We start from the raw sequence: 14568 nt of genomic DNA on the forward strand, positions 1-14568 counted from the left end.
GTCCCTTGGGCAAAAGGGCAATCGCGCCCGCAATCGCCTGCGCGCCCCGACGCCGGGTCCTCCGCGGGAACCGCGCGCGCAGCCCTCCGCCCCGGCCGTTCACGAAAACGTTTCCTGTCCGGGCGATGACCCCGTCGGCGCCGCAGCGGGGCGCGCGGCGAATCGCGCCCTCGCCCGTCGGGCCGACCGGGTCTCGCCGGGGCGGACACCCGCCGGGCCCGACACAAAGCTGAGGCAAATACTCATATTTATTTCTTGACGGATTTAGTCATGCATGCGATCCCGATCCGGCCCGACAGCGGGCGACATGACCTTTCCAGCCCCGGAGGCCCTGCCATGACCCTTTCCCCGCGCGCCCTGCTTCTGACCTCGGCCCTGCTTGCCCCCCTGCCCCTCGCGGCGGCCGAGCTCAATCTTTACACCTCGCGCGAGCCGAAACTGGTCGAGCCGCTGCTTTCTGCCTTCACCGCCGAAACCGGGATCGCCGTCACCACCGTCTTCCTCAAGGACGGGCTGGCCGAGCGCGTCGCGGCCGAGGGCGCGGCCTCGCCCGCCGATGTGCTGATGGCGGTCGATGCCGGCAACATGGCCGATCTGGCCGCCAAGGGCCTGACGCAAGCCATTGACTCCGAAGCCGTTCTGGCCGCCGTGCCGAAAGAGCTGCGCGACCCGGAAAACCAGTGGGTGGCGCTGTCGATGCGGGCACGCGTCGTTTATGCCGCCAAGGATCTGGGCCTGACCGCGATCACCTATGAAGAACTTGCCGATCCGAAATGGGCGGGCAAGATCTGCATCCGCTCGGGCCAGCACCCCTACAACACCGGGCTTTTCGCCGCCTATCTGGCGCATCACGGCAGCGCTGCGACCGAGACCTGGCTGACCGGGCTCAAGGCCAATCTGGCGCGCAAGCCCGGCGGCGGCGACCGTGACGGCGCCAAGGACATCCTGGGCGGCATCTGCGACATCGCGGTGGCGAATTCCTATTACGTCGGGCTGATGCGGACGAACGAGAAAGAGCCCGAGCAGAAGGCCTGGGGCGAGGCGATCACCGTGCTTTTGCCCAGCTTCAAGGACGGCGGCACGCATGTGAACATCTCGGGCGCGGCGATTGCGAAACACGCGCCGCACAAGGCCGAAGCGGTGAAACTGCTCGAATATCTCACCTCGGATGCGGCGCAAAAACTCTATGCCGAGGCGAATTTCGAATATCCGGTCAAGGGCGGGGCGGAGCTGGCGCCGATCGTCGCCGCCTTTGGTACGCTGACGGTCGATCCGCTGCCGCTGACCGAGGTGGTGAAAAACCGCAAGGAAGCCAGCGCGCTTGTCGACAAGGTCGGTTTCGACAACTGAGCCCGGCCATGGCCGTGACCGATCTGGCCCCGCGCCTGCCCGGGCGCCTGCGCCCCCGCCCCCTCCCGGGGGGCGGGTCGATCTGGCTTTGGGCGGCGGGCGGCATCGCCGCGCTGGTGCTGGCGCCGGTGGCGGCGCTGCTTTGGCAGGCGGCGCAGGGCTCGGACGGGCTTTGGGGCCATCTGTGGGCCTATGTGCTGGCGCCCGCGCTGGGGCAGACGGTGATCCTGCTGGCCGGGGTCGGGATCGTCGTCACGGTTCTGGGCACCACGCTCGCCTGGCTGGTGGCGGCGCATGACTTTCCGGGCCGCAGGCTGCTGGATTGGGCGCTGCTTTTGCCGCTGGCCGTGCCAAGTTACATCATCGCCTTCGTCTATCTGGAGGTGACCCATCCGCTCGGCCCGCTGCAAGACGGGCTGCGGGCGCTTTTGGGCTACGCCTCGCCGCGGGAGTTCCGGCTGCCCGACATCCGCTCGATGCCGGGGGCGATTTTGCTTTTGGGGCTGGTGCTTTATCCCTATGTCTACCTGCCGGTGCGGGCGATGTTCGCGATGCAGGCGGCGGGGCTTCTGGAGGCCGGGCGGATGCTGGGTTGCACGCGGCGGGGGCTGCTGTGGCGGCTGGCGCTGCCGCTGGCCCGTCCGGCGATCGCGGCGGGGGCAAGTCTGGCGCTGATGGAGACGCTCAACGACATCGGCGCGGCCGAGTTTCTGGGCGTGCGCACGCTGACCGTGTCGATCTATGCCACCTGGGTCACGCGCTCGGACCTGCCGGGGGCGGCGCAGATCGCGCTGGTCATGCTGGCCGTGGTGGCGGCGCTGGTGGCGCTCGAACGCTTCGCCCGGCGCAGGCAGCGCTTTGCGGGCGGGGCGCAACGGATGCGCCCGCTGGTGCCGGTGCGGCTGACGGGGCTGCGCGGCTTTGCGGCGCTGGGGCTGGGGCTGGTGCCGGTCCTGCTGGGCTTTGGCGTGCCGCTGGCCTGGCTTTTGTCCGAGGCCGTGACGCGGATCGCCGAGACCGGGATTTCCGCGCAGCTGCGCGCCGAGATGCGGGCGACGCTGCTTTTGGCGACGGCGGCGACGGTGGCGGTCGTGGCGGGGGGGCTGGTGGTGGCGCTGACGGCGCGGCTGTGCCCCGGCGGGCCGGGCGCGCTGATCGGGCGGCTGGCGAGCCTTGGCTATGCGATGCCCGGAACCGTGGTGGCATTGGGCGTGCTGGTGCCGGTGGGGGCGCTGGACCGGCTGCTCGACGCGGCGGCGCGGGCGGCTCTGGGTCAGGGCACCGGGCTGGTGCTGATCGGCTCGGGGCTGGCTTTGGGCTATGCCTATCTGGTGCGGTTTCTGGCGATCGCTGTGGGCGGCTGCGAAAACGGTCTGGCGCAGATCCCGCGCGCGCTCGATCAGGCGGCGCGCAGTCTGGGCCATGGTCCGGCGGCCAGCCTGCGCCGGTTGCATCTGCCGCTTCTGCGCCCGGCCCTGATCGCTGCCGCGCTGCTCGTCTTTGTCGACACGATGAAGGAGCTTTCGGCCACGCTTCTGCTGCGCCCGCTGGGGGTCGAGACCTTGGCCACCCATCTTTATGGCGAGGCGGCGCGGGGCAGCCACGAAGACGGCGCCATCGCGGGCCTTGCCATCGTCGCCGTGGGCATCCTGCCGGTGATCGCGCTGGCGCGGCTGGCGCAGCGGCGGGGCGCCTAACCGGCGCGGGCAAAGACCGCGGTCACCGCCAGACCCGGATCCGCCACCACCCGGCCCTGCCCGACCAGTGCCACCAGATGCGCGAAAAGATTGCGCGACGCCGCCCGGTGCAGGGCCGCGGGCGTATCGGCATAGACCCGTCCGGTCAGCGTGGAAAGCGTCGCGGGCCCCTCGGTCAGGGCCTGCAGGATCTGCGCCGTGCGGGCCTGCCGATGCGCCGCAAGCTCGGCCAGCCGCGCCGCGGGATCGGGCACCGGATCGCCATGGCCGGGATAGAACACCCGCGCCCCCTGCCCCGCCAGCCGGTCAAGCGAGGTGAAATAAGCCTCCAGATCGCCATCGGGCGGCGAGATCAGCGTCGTCGACCAGCCCATCACCACATCGGCGGTGAAGACCGCCTCGCCCATCGCGAAACACAGGTGGTTGCCGAAATGCCCCGGCGTGTGCAGCGCCGTCACCGACCAGTCGCCCAGCGCCAGCCCCTCGCCATCCGCCAGCGTCTCATCGGGGCGAAAGCCCGCATCCACCCCCTCGCCGCCGCCCGCCAGCCCGGCCTTGGCCAGCGCCCGCATCGCGGCCGAGCGCCCCGCCGCCGCATCGCCAAAGGCGAAGACCGGCGCCCCGGTCAGATCGGCCAGCGGCCGCGCCGCCGCGGAATGATCGAGATGCGCATGGCTGACCAGAATCGCCGCCACCCGCTCGCCCGGGGCAAGGCGGTCGAGCAGCGCGCGCAGATGCCCCGGATCGGCGGGCCCGGGATCCAGCACCGCCACCGCGCCCCGACCCAGCACATAGGAACAGGTGCCCCGCTGCGTCAGCGCCGAAGGGTTGGGCGCCACAAGCCGCCGCACGCCCGGTTCCAGATCCTCCATCCCTCTTCCCCTCTGCCGCTGTCAGGGCTAGGTTGTGGCATGAATTTCGCTTGGCTCAAACACTTCCTGCCGCGCGGTCTTTACGGCCGGGCCGCGCTGATCCTGATCCTGCCCGTCGTCACCATCCAGCTGGTCGTCTCGGTCGTGTTCATCCAGCGCCATTTCGAGCGCGTGACCGAGCAGATGACCACCTCGATGCTGCGCGAGATCGCGCTGGTGATCGACCGCGCCGAGACCGCCGAGACCCAGGCCCAGGCCGCGACGCGGATGGCCGAGCTGGCACAGGCGCTGGATCTGCAGCTGGACCTGCCCGCGCCCCGGCCCGTTCCCGCCGCCGACCGGCGCGAGATCACCGATTTCACCGGGCTGACCGTGCAATCGACGCTGCGCGCGGGCCTGCCGGGGATGATCGCGCTGGATCTGACCGCGGGCGGGCGGGTGCAGCTTTGGGTCGCGACGCGGCACGGGCCGCTTTACATCGGCTTTCCGCGGATCTGGGTCTCGGCCTCCAATCCGCATCAGCTGCTGGTGCTGATGGTCTTCGTCTCGGTGCTGATGACGCTGATCGCGTTTTTGTTTCTGCGCAACCAGTTGCGGCCGATCCAGCGGCTGGCCCGCGCCGCCGAGGCCTTCGGCAAGGGCCAGGTCGCGCCCTATCGCCCCACCGGCGCGCTGGAGGTGCGGGCGGCGGGCAAGGCCTTTCTGGAAATGCGCGACCGGATCGAACGGCAGACCGAAAGCCGCCGGCTGATGCTGTCGGGGATCAGCCACGATCTGCGCACGCCGCTGACCCGGCTGCGGCTGGGTCTTTCGATGCTGCCCGAAGAGCCCGAGACCGAGGCCGAGATCGCCGCGATGGCGCGCGACGTGACCGAGATGGGCAAGATGATCGACGCCTTCCTGAATGTCGCGCGCGAAGAGGCGATGGCGGGCGAGCCCGAACGGGTGGAGATCTGCGCCTTTGTCGCGCACGTGGTCGAAGATGCCGTGCGCGCCGGGCAGCCGGTGCAGCTGGTGGCCTGCCCCGATGCGCCGGTGCAGGCGGTGCTGCGCCCCGATGCGCTGCGCCGGGCGCTGGAAAACCTGATCGGCAATGCGGTGCGCTATGGCACCCGGGCCGAGGTTTCGGTCACGGTGCGCCCGCGCAGCCTGCGGCTGGTGATCGAGGATGACGGCCCCGGCATCCCCGCCGAGCGGCGCGAAGAGGCGATGCGGCCTTTCACCCGGCTGGATCCCGCGCGCAATCAGGACCGCGGTCAGGGCGTCGGGCTGGGGCTGGCGATCGCCGCCGACATCGCCCGCGGCCATGGCGGCAGCCTGACCCTGCTCGAGGGCAAGCGTCTGGGCGGGCTGGCGGCGGAACTGTCGCTGCCGCTTTAGGCGCCGCATCAGCGGATCGGCCTAGAGGATCAGCACGAAAAGCCCGACCCAGATCCCCGCCCCGGCCAGAACCGAGGGCAGGATCCACCAGCCGGAGGCCGATCCGGGCGCCGCGACCTTCTTTTCGTCAGAGGGCGCGACCGGAGGGGAATTTGACAAGGCGGCAGATCCCGGCCTGGCTTCGCATCGCTCATCACGCCCGCGCTCCCACGCTGCCCCGCCCGCCCGCCCGGGACCGATTCTTGCAACCTCAGGGTAAGGTTCGGACCGAAGCCGCTTCAACCCCCGGTCTGCGCGGCGGCGGTTTTTCGCCCGCCGCCCGGCGCAAAAGGTCAGCTGGCGGCGCAAAAGGCGCGCGCAGGCCGCCGCTGTGCGGGTTGTCGCGCATTCGAACCAAGCCGGGCTTGCGATGCGGGGCGTTCTGCCGCAGTGTGAAGACTTGATGACGGCGGGGCGGGCTGTCGGTTCGGCGCAGTTGAACTGTGCCTCCCCCCCCCCTAGATATGGGGCATGGGAAGGGACGGGTTGCCAATCGCGGGACCAGTGCCTTTCGCCGCAAACAAGGACAGACAATGACCGCACTCCCCTCCACCCATCCGGTCCTGCCGCTGCGCGACATCGTGGTGTTCCCGCACATGATCGTGCCGCTTTTCGTCGGCCGCGAGAAATCCGTCCGCGCCCTTGAAGAGGTGATGGCCGACGACCGGCAGATCCTGCTGGCCAGCCAGATCGACCCGTCGATCGACGACCCCACCCATGAGGGGATCTTCCGCGTCGGCGTGCTCGCCAATGTGCTGCAGCTGCTGAAACTGCCCGACGGCACGGTCAAGGTGCTGGTCGAGGGCAAAAGCCGGGTGCGGATCACCGATTTCGTCGAAAACGACCGCTTCTTCGAGGCGCAGGCCGAAACCCTGACCGAGGTCGAGGGCGATCGCGACACGATCAAGGCGCTTCTGCGCTCGGTCGCCGAGGAATTCGAACGCTACGCCAAGATCAAGAAGAACATCCCCGAAGAGGCGATGGCCGCGGTGTCCGAAACCCGCGAGGCCGACAAGCTCGCCGATCTCGTCTCGGGCCATCTCGGGCTTGAGGTCAAGCTCAAGCAGGAGCTGCTGGAAACGCTGGATATTTCCGAGCGGCTGGAAAAGGTCTACGGGCTGATGCAGGGCGAGGTCTCGGTCCTGCAGGTCGAGAAGAAGATCAAGTCGCGCGTCAAGTCGCAGATGGAAAAGACGCAGCGCGAATATTACCTGAACGAACAGATGAAGCCCATTCAGCGCGAGCTGGGCGATGGCGAGGACGGTCAGAACGAGCTCAACGAGCTTGAGGAAAAGATCGCCCGCACGAAACTGTCGAAGGAAGCCAAGGACAAGGCCGAGGGCGAGCTGAAGAAGCTGCGCTCGATGAGCCCGATGTCGGCCGAGGCGACGGTGGTGCGCAACTATCTGGACTGGCTGCTCAATCTGCCCTGGGGCGTGAAAAGCCGGGTGAAGAAGGATCTGATCGGCGCCGAAAAGGTGCTCGATGCCGATCACTACGGGCTGGAAAAGGTCAAGGAACGCATCGTCGAATATCTGGCGGTGCAGGCGCGGTCGGACAAGCTGAAGGGGCCGATCCTGTGCCTTGTCGGTCCGCCGGGCGTCGGCAAAACCTCGCTCGGGCGGTCCGTTGCCCGCGCGACGGGGCGGGAATTCATCCGCATCAGCCTTGGCGGCGTGCGCGATGAATCGGAGATTCGCGGCCACCGGCGCACCTATATCGGGTCCATGCCGGGCAAGATCATCCAAGCGCTGAAAAAGGCCAAGACCACCAACCCGATGATCCTGCTCGATGAAATCGACAAGATGGGGCATGATTTCCGCGGCGATCCGGCCTCGGCGCTTTTGGAGGTTCTCGACCCGGAACAGAACGGCACCTTCGTCGATCACTACCTCGAGGTCGAATATGACCTCTCGAACGTGATGTTCCTGACCACGGCGAACAGCTACAACATGCCCGGGCCGCTTCTGGACCGGATGGAGATCATTTCGCTTGCGGGCTACACCGAGGACGAAAAATCCGAGATCGCCCGTCAGCACCTGATCCCCAAGCAGGTCAAGGCGCATGGGCTGAAGAAGGGCGAATTCACCCTGACCGACGGCGCGCTGTCGGATATCGTGCGCTATTACACCCGCGAAGCCGGGGTGCGGAACCTGGAACGCGAGATCGCGAAAACCGCCCGCAAGGCGGTGACCGAGATCCTCAAGGCCAAGGGCGCGGTGAAATCGGTCACGGTCGATGAGGCGAAGCTGGGCGATTATCTGGGCGTGAAGCGGCACCGCTATGGTCTGGCCGAGGCCGAGGATCAGGTGGGCGTCGTCACCGGTCTGGCCTGGACCTCGGTCGGCGGCGATCTGTTGCACATCGAGGCGCTGAAACTGCCCGGCAAGGGGCGGATGAAGACCACGGGCAAGCTGGGCGACGTGATGAAGGAATCGATCGAGGCGGCGTCGAGCTATGTCCGCTCGATCGCGCCGGAAATCGGGGTGAAGCCGCCGAAATTCGAGACGCTGGACATTCACGTCCACGTCCCCGATGGCGCGACGCCGAAGGACGGTCCCTCGGCCGGGCTGGCGATGGTGACCTCGATCGTCTCGGTTCTGACCGGCATTCCGGTGCGCAAGGACATCGCGATGACCGGGGAAGTGTCGCTTCGCGGCAATGCGATGCCGATCGGGGGCCTCAAGGAAAAACTGCTGGCGGCGCTGCGCGGCGGCATCAAGACCGTGCTGATCCCCGAGGAAAACGAAAAGGATCTGGCCGACATCCCGGCCAACGTCAAGGAAGGGCTGGAGATCATCCCGGTGACCCATGTCCGCGAGGTTCTGACCCGTGCGCTGGTGCGCGCCCCCGAGCCGGTGGAATGGGACGAGGCCGCCGAGGAAGCCGCCGCCGCCGCCCGGGCCGCTGCCAAGGCCGAAGCGGCGGGCGCCACGGCGCATTGATCTGCCCCTGAAACGGGCTCTGACGCGCCCCCCTTGCGGGGGCGCGTTGTTTTTTCCGGGCCCGGCCTTGCACCGCATGGATTGTTGCGCCGTTGCGGCCTAACCTTGGCGTGACAGCAAACCGATGGGGCCGAGATGCGCAAATCCACGAAGAAATCCACCGCGGCAAAGGCCGTGCACCCGGAGCCGGTGCCCGAAGAGGTCGCACCCGGGACGACGCCCGAAGCGGCACCCGAGACCGCACCCGAGGCGGCCCCCGAGACGGCCCCCGAGACGGCCCCGGTCGCGGTGCGGGTGCAGGTGAAGAAAAAGGACTTCGTCGAGCGCGTGGTGCTGCGCAGCGGCGCCAAGAAGCCCGCCGCGCGCGATCTGACCGAGGCGGTGCTGGCGGTGCTGGGCGAGGCGCTGGCGAAGGGCGAGACGCTGGTTCTGCCGCCTTTGGGCAAGATTTCGGTGGCCCGCGCGGTCGGCAAGTCGGGCGGCGAGATCCTGCATGTGAAGCTGCGGCGGATGGCTTTGCCGGAAGATGCGAAAAAGGACGAAGATTCCGCGACAGACCCCCTTGCGGATGCCGAGGAGTGAGGCTAAACACCGCTCCACCGGGCGATTAGCTCAGCGGTAGAGCGCTTCGTTCACATCGAAGATGTCAGCGGTTCAAATCCGTTATCGCCCACCATCATTCCAAAAGGCGCTGGAAAGTTTCCAGCGCCTTTTTCCTGTCCGAAGCCGGTTTACCGCCAAAACCCCCAGGCCGCGGGCCTTGGGGGCGGTTCAGCGGGCGGGCGGCGGGCCGGGCTCAGGAGCCCGGCTTTTGCGTGTCGGGGGTGTCGGGCTTGCCGGTGCCGGGCAGGGTGACGCCGTGCTTTTCCATGTAGGGGCGGAAATAGTCGCGGAAGGCCTCGAAGCTTTCGGCCAGCATCAGGAATTCGGCGCGGTTCATCACCAGCACCTTGGTGTCCTCGATCGCATGCACCGAGGTCTTGCGTCGTGTCGCCCCCAGAATCAGCCGCTCGCCGAAATGGCCGCCGGGACCGATCACCCGCGTCGTCATCTCGCCCGTGTCGGGGTCGGTCCGCACCATCTGCACCGCGCCCGAAATCACCGTGTAGAACCCGTCCGAGCGGTCGCCCGCCTGATAGATCCGGTCGCCGGCGCGGAAATAGACATGCCGCATCGGCGGCTTCTGATAGGTGCGCAGCTGCACGAGGCTGCGCGCCCCCAAAAGATCCAGCGACCAGTTGATCATCACCCGGATGCGGGTGCCGATGCCGGGCAGAAGCGCCAGATAATAGGACCGCCAGATGAACCAGGCCGGAAAGCCGGTGATGTTGCGCCCGAAAATGTCGGCGACGCCGCGTTTCGCCCCCAGCGAGGCCAGTGCCCCGCGCGAGCTGTAGGCAAAGACCCCGGGCGCCCGCCCCTTCAGCACGGCGGTGATGTTGGCGGCGACGCGCTTGGCCTCGCGCACGGCGAATTGCGCGGTGGGCGGGGCGAAATCGTTGCGCTCCGCGGCATCGTCCTTGAGAGGGATCAGCGCGCAATCGCCCAGCGCCCAGACATCGGTCCGGCCCTTGACGCGCAGGCTGCGATCCACCGCGACGCGGCCCTTTTCCAAGGGCAGCCCCATGCGCAGGATCACCGGCAAGGGCGCATTGCCGATCGTGGCGACGATGGTGCGGGTGTCGATCACCTCGCCGTCGCTGGTCACCAGCTGCCGATGCGTGGCCGAGCGCACGCCGGTGCCCAGTTTCAGCTCGATGCCGTGGCGTTCCAGATGCGCGGTGGCGTAATCGGCCAGCTCTTTCGGCATCTCGTTCAGGATCCGCGGCGCATATTCGACCAGGAGCACGCGGACCTCGGACGGGTCGATGTTGGAATAGAACGGCAGCGAGCGGTCGAGCAGTTCCTTCATCTCGCCCACGGTCTCGACGCCGGAAAAGCCGCCGCCGACGACGGTGAAGGTCAGCGCCCCGCGCTTGGTGTCGGGCAGCGCGGTGACCTGCGCATGTTCAAGCTGCTCGATCACATGCTCGCGCAGACGCCGCGCATCCTCGAGCGTCTTCATCTTCAGCGCATGTTCCTCAAGCCCCGGCATGCGCGAGAAATCCGCCCCCTGCCCCAGCGCGATCACCAGATGGTCATAGGGCACCTCGGTCGGGCGGCGCTGGATGCCCTGAAAGACGATCACCATCTTGCGCTCGAAATCGACGCTGTCGACGACGGCCTTGCGCACCTGCACGCCCTTGAGCAGGAAGCGCAGGGGCGAGACCGCATGCGCGGGCATGATCGAACCCGCGCCCACCTCGGGCAGAAGCGGCTGGAAGACGAAGTAATTCTCGGCGTTGATCAGCTCGATCTCGGCTTTGCGGCCCAGCCTGCGCGCAAGCGCGCGGGCCGTATACATGCCGCCGAAACCCCCGCCCAGAACGACGATCCGCGTGGCCATGACACCCTCCATGCTGCTGCGCGAAGCATAGCCGAACCGCGCCGGACCGCCAGAGCCTATTCACGCCCGCCCGGCCCCGCGATGCAGGAAGGTGACCAATGTCTTGCCGGACCGTCTTGCCAGGGGGCTGGTGCCGGCGGAGGGACTCGAACCCCCGACCCCCTGATTACAAATCAGACGCTCTACCAACTGAGCTACGCCGGCCACGGTGCTGAAATAACCCTCCGGCCGCCCCGGCGCAAGACCGGACGGCGGGGCTTTGCCTTCCCGGCTTTGACCGCTATGGTGGCGCAAGGAGAACACCCAATGCATCTGGTCTTTCATCTGGGCGCGCATGCCACCGATGACGAACGCCTTGTCAGGACGCTGGCCACCAACCCCGAGGCGATGACCGCGGCGCAGTCCCATGCCCCCGCCCCCGCCGCCTATCGCATGGCGCTGCGCGATGCGCTGATCGGGCTCCGCGGGCGGCCTGCCGATGCCGAAACGCAGGACCGGCTGCGCGCGGCCTGCCTGCGCGGCGCCCGCGGCCCGGTCGAGCGGCTGGTCTTCAGCTACGAGAATTTCCTCGCCCTGCCCGAACGCGCGATCGGCGCCAGCGGGCTTTATCCGGCCGCCGCCGACAAGCTGGTGCCGCTGGCCAATCTGTTCCCGCAGGACCGGACCGAGTTTCATCTGGGGCTGCTGGACCCTGCGCTGCTTCTGGTGGCGCTGGCGGCGCGGCAGCCGGGCCGGGATTTCACCGAGATGCTCTGCGGCCATGCCCCCGAGGATCTGCGCTGGGGCCCGGTCGTGGCGCGGATGGCCGAGGCCGCGGACCGGGTCGGCGCGAAACTCGTGCTCTGGTGCAACGAGGATCTGCCGCTGCTGTTCCCCGAGGTGCTGCGGCAGATGGGCGGGCTGCCCGAGGCCGGGGCCTTGATGGGCGAATATGGTCTGGTCGAGGAGCTGATGCAGCCCGAGGGCGCCCGGCGGCTGCGCGCCTATCTGGCCAGCCACCCGCCGCAGACGGCCGAGCAGCGGCGCAAGGTGCTGATCGCGTTTCTGGAGAAATTCGCCCGTCCCGAGGCGCTGGTGGCCGATGTGGCGCTGCCGGGCGTCAGCGCGGATCTGGTGGCCGAGATCGCCGCGCGTTACGCCGCCGATCTGGCCGGGATCGCCCGCCTGCCGGGCGTGACGCTGATCACGCCCTGACGCAGGCCAGCGCGCTTACGACATGCCGAGCGCGGCCTTGTAGATGTCGAGGATCGCCTCTTCCTCGGCCAGATCGTTCTTGTCGCGCTTGCGCATCGCGATGATCTTCTTGATCACCTTGGTGTCGTAGCCGCGGGCCTTGGCCTCGGACATGATGTCCTTCTGCTGCTCGGTGATGTCCTTCTTTTCGGCCTCAAGATGTTCGTATTGCTCGATGAACTGGCGCAGCTCGTCCGCGGCCACGGTATAGGCGTCGTTCGACATGAAGGCTCTCCGAAGGTCGTTACGCGGGATGAAGCCCCTGACTAGCGCAGCCCCGCCCCCCCTTCAAGCCGCAACCCGGCGGCATCGGCGGCTTGCCAAGACCGCCCGTGCAGGGTAGCCCGGACAAAACGGAGGCGGTGATGGACTTTCTGATCTGGGCAGGCGCGGCGGTCTCGCTTTTGGGGATGATCGGCATCCTTTATTGCGCGGCGCAAGTGGCCAAGGCGAAAAAGGCCGGGCTGGACGATGCGGGCCTGCGCGCGGCGCTGCGCGGCATCGTGGCGATGAACCTGGGCGCGCTTTTCGTTTCGGTGATCGGGCTGATGCTGGTCGTGCTGGGCGTGACCTTCAAGTGAAGCGCTCGGCCAGGGTCTGGCCGTCGCGGATGAGCGCATCGAGCAGCGCGGGCGGCGGCGGCGCCCCCTCGGCCGTCAGCGCGCGCAGCCGCTTGCGCAGCGCCAGCGCGCCGATCCGGTCGGCCTGAAACATCGGCCCGCCGTGCGGCGCGGGAAAGCCAAGCTCCACCCCCGCCATCAGATCGATGTCGCCCGGCCGGAACGCCTCGCCCGTCTCCAGCGCGGTCAGGCCCGGCAGCGCCAGCTCGGCCAGGATGCGGGCCAGGATCTCGGTCTCGGACAGCGGGCGCGGCACGATCCCGGCCTCGGCGCGCAGCGCGGCCAGCGCCGTTTCGGCGGCTTCGCCCGTCCCCCCGCCCAGCACCGCCAGCGTCGCCAGAACCGGGCCCGGTTCGCCCCCGGCGGCGATCAGCCGGGGGAAGCTCCGCTCGGCGCCCAGCCGCGCGGCACGGGCAAAGGGCCCCTCGGCAAAGCCCCAGCGCGTCAGCGCCGCATCGACCGCCTGCGGCGCCGCCCCGGCCAGAACGCAGCGATCGGCCGCGCCAAGCCAGGCCGCCTCGACCCGCAAGCCCAGCGCCCGGGCATGGATCACCCGCATCCCGCCCGCGCGCAAGACCGCCGCCAGCCGTGGCAGATCGGCCCGCCGTTCGGGGGTCGCCGCCCAGATCGCCGCAAGGCGCTGGCTGCGGTCGATGCCCAGCTCGCCCGGGCCGGGTGCCGTGCCCGAAAGCGCCAGAACCGCCCCCGCAGGCAGGGCCTGCCGCAGCCGGTCGCGCTCTGCGATGCTGGCGGGTTTCGCAATCACCAGATCAGTCGCCCCGAAAGCCTCGGGCGTGGCCACCGGATCCAGCCGCGCCCAATCGGCGGCGCGGCGGGCGGGATCCAGCTGCCCGGCCGCCACCGCCTGTTCCTGCGCCCGGGCGATCCCGGTCAGAAGCTGCGCCAGCGCCTCGGGCGCGGTGGTGCCGATCTGCACCGACAGCCCGCGCCGCAACAGCGCCCCCGCCTGCGCCACCGAAGGGTTCCAAAGCGCCACCCGGGCCACCGGCGCGACCGCCCCGGCCGGCACGGCGGCAAGCGTTTGCGTGGCCGCCCGCGCCCGGGCCAGATGGCGCAGCGCCGCCGCCGTCTCGCTGCGGGACAAATCGTCATAAGCCACCGCCTCGACATCCAGCGCGGCGGAAAGGGGCAGCAAAAGCGCCGCCTCGGCGACTTCGGCGATGCGGGCGATGGCGGGCAGATCGGCGCGCGCCGGATGGCGGGCCCGCGCCGCCGCCAGCGCATCAAGCGCCGCGCCCGGGTTCGAGAGCGCGCCCTCGCGCGGGGAAAACGGCGCCTCCGGGCCCAGCGCCGCGACGCGCAAGGCCTCGGTCAGGGCGGCGGTCTCGATCGTGCCCTCAGAGGCGACGGCATCGCACAGGCCCAGCGTCATCGCCTGCGCCGGATCCAGCACCCGGCCCGAGAGCAGCACCTCCAGCGCCGCCCCGCCCGCGCGGCGCAGCAGACGCACCGTGCCCCCCGCGGCGGGCAAAAGGTTCAGCCCCGCCTCGGGGCAGTGAAACCGCGTCGTCGCCAGCGCAAGGCGCAGCCCCGCCGCCTGGCTCAGCGCCAGCGCCCCGCCCGAGATCGTGCCCGACAGCACCGCCACCACCGGCACCGTCGCCTGCAAAAGCCGCGTGCACAGCGCCGCAAGTGTCGGCTGCTCGGGGCTGTAATCCTCGGCCGGGTCGATGCCGCAAGGCCAGCCCCCCGGGCCCGCGCGCAGAACGATCGCCTGCAGCCCCGGGGTGGCGAAAGCCTCGGTCAGCGCGGCGTCCAGCGCCCGGCGCAGCGCCGGATCGAAGCCGCAATCCTTCGGCCCCGCCGCGGCGCCCTCCAGCGTCACCAGCGCCACACCATCCCGCCGCTGCACGCTCACCCGTCTTGCCATGCCCCCTCCGGTTTTGCCGCAGGTTACGCGCGCGACCCCGGTCACGGCAAGCGCAACCCGGCCCCAAGCCCCGGTCGGAACAGGAAAATCTTCAT

General features: G+C 69.1%; 12 protein-coding genes and 2 tRNA genes. 8 read left to right on the top strand and 6 right to left on the bottom strand.

What is annotated here, in order from left to right:
• The first annotated feature begins 336 nt into the window (after window positions 1-336).
• Window positions 337-1350, top strand: a complete 1014-nt coding sequence (locus tag RCAP_RS12765; RefSeq protein WP_013068287.1) for an extracellular solute-binding protein — start codon at window positions 337-339, stop codon at window positions 1348-1350.
• A gap of 8 nt (window positions 1351-1358) precedes the next feature.
• Window positions 1359-3047 (top strand): ABC transporter permease, encoded by a 1689-nt coding sequence (locus RCAP_RS12770; protein ID WP_013068288.1) that lies wholly within the window; start codon window positions 1359-1361, stop codon window positions 3045-3047.
• Here RCAP_RS12770 and RCAP_RS12775 read toward each other — a convergent pair.
• Complete coding sequence (locus tag RCAP_RS12775; protein ID WP_013068289.1) at window positions 3044-3919, bottom strand: MBL fold metallo-hydrolase; 876 nt, start codon at window positions 3917-3919, stop codon at window positions 3044-3046. The two genes, RCAP_RS12770 and RCAP_RS12775, sit on opposite strands and share 4 nt — an antisense overlap.
• Before the next feature lie 39 nt (window positions 3920-3958).
• Here RCAP_RS12775 and RCAP_RS12780 point away from each other — a divergent pair, with 39 nt between their 5' ends.
• Window positions 3959-5299, top strand: coding sequence for an ATP-binding protein (locus RCAP_RS12780; protein WP_013068290.1), 1341 nt, complete (start codon window positions 3959-3961; stop codon window positions 5297-5299).
• Between the two features lie 21 nt (window positions 5300-5320).
• Here the strand turns inward: RCAP_RS12780 and RCAP_RS19650 are convergent, their stop codons facing one another.
• The gene (locus RCAP_RS19650) at window positions 5321-5458 is read right to left on the bottom strand and encodes a hypothetical protein (RefSeq protein WP_013068291.1); all 138 of its coding nucleotides are present in this window, start codon (window positions 5456-5458) and stop codon (window positions 5321-5323) included.
• 413 nt (window positions 5459-5871) lie between these two features.
• Here RCAP_RS19650 and lon point away from each other — a divergent pair, with 413 nt between their 5' ends.
• The 3 genes from lon to RCAP_RS12795 all read left to right on the top strand — a co-directional run bounded on the left by lon (window position 5872) and on the right by RCAP_RS12795 (window position 8959).
• Window positions 5872-8283, top strand: coding sequence for an endopeptidase La (gene lon / locus RCAP_RS12785; protein WP_013068292.1), 2412 nt, complete (start codon window positions 5872-5874; stop codon window positions 8281-8283).
• A 135-nt stretch (window positions 8284-8418) separates the two neighbouring features.
• On the top strand, window positions 8419-8865 hold the full coding sequence (locus tag RCAP_RS12790; protein WP_013068293.1) for an HU family DNA-binding protein: 447 nt from the start codon (window positions 8419-8421) through the stop codon (window positions 8863-8865).
• 19 nt (window positions 8866-8884) lie between these two features.
• Window positions 8885-8959: transfer RNA gene (locus RCAP_RS12795), tRNA-Val, on the top strand.
• A gap of 120 nt (window positions 8960-9079) precedes the next feature.
• Here RCAP_RS12795 and RCAP_RS12800 read toward each other — a convergent pair.
• Window positions 9080-10729 (bottom strand): FAD-dependent oxidoreductase, encoded by a 1650-nt coding sequence (locus RCAP_RS12800; protein ID WP_013068294.1) that lies wholly within the window; start codon window positions 10727-10729, stop codon window positions 9080-9082.
• 128 nt (window positions 10730-10857) lie between these two features.
• Window positions 10858-10933 (bottom strand) — tRNA-Thr (locus RCAP_RS12805).
• 102 nt (window positions 10934-11035) lie between these two features.
• Here RCAP_RS12805 and RCAP_RS12810 point away from each other — a divergent pair.
• Entirely contained in the window at window positions 11036-11923 is an 888-nt protein-coding gene (locus RCAP_RS12810; protein ID WP_013068295.1) for a hypothetical protein, read from the top strand.
• A gap of 15 nt (window positions 11924-11938) precedes the next feature.
• Here the strand turns inward: RCAP_RS12810 and RCAP_RS12815 are convergent, their stop codons facing one another.
• Window positions 11939-12187: a DUF2312 domain-containing protein gene (locus RCAP_RS12815; protein ID WP_013068296.1), complete on the bottom strand. Its 249-nt coding sequence runs from the start codon at window positions 12185-12187 to the stop codon at window positions 11939-11941.
• Between the two features lie 140 nt (window positions 12188-12327).
• Between RCAP_RS12815 and RCAP_RS12820 the strand changes: the two genes are divergently transcribed.
• Window positions 12328-12543, top strand: coding sequence for a hypothetical protein (locus RCAP_RS12820; RefSeq protein WP_013068297.1), 216 nt, complete (start codon window positions 12328-12330; stop codon window positions 12541-12543).
• Here the strand turns inward: RCAP_RS12820 and RCAP_RS12825 are convergent.
• Window positions 12536-14473, bottom strand: a complete 1938-nt coding sequence (locus RCAP_RS12825) for an enoyl-CoA hydratase/isomerase family protein (protein ID WP_013068298.1) — start codon at window positions 14471-14473, stop codon at window positions 12536-12538. The two genes, RCAP_RS12820 and RCAP_RS12825, sit on opposite strands and share 8 nt — an antisense overlap.
• Between the last annotated feature and the right edge of the window lie 95 nt (window positions 14474-14568).

It is taken from the genome of Rhodobacter capsulatus SB 1003 (genome assembly GCF_000021865.1).
Lineage (GTDB): Bacteria > Pseudomonadota > Alphaproteobacteria > Rhodobacterales > Rhodobacteraceae > Rhodobacter > Rhodobacter capsulatus_B.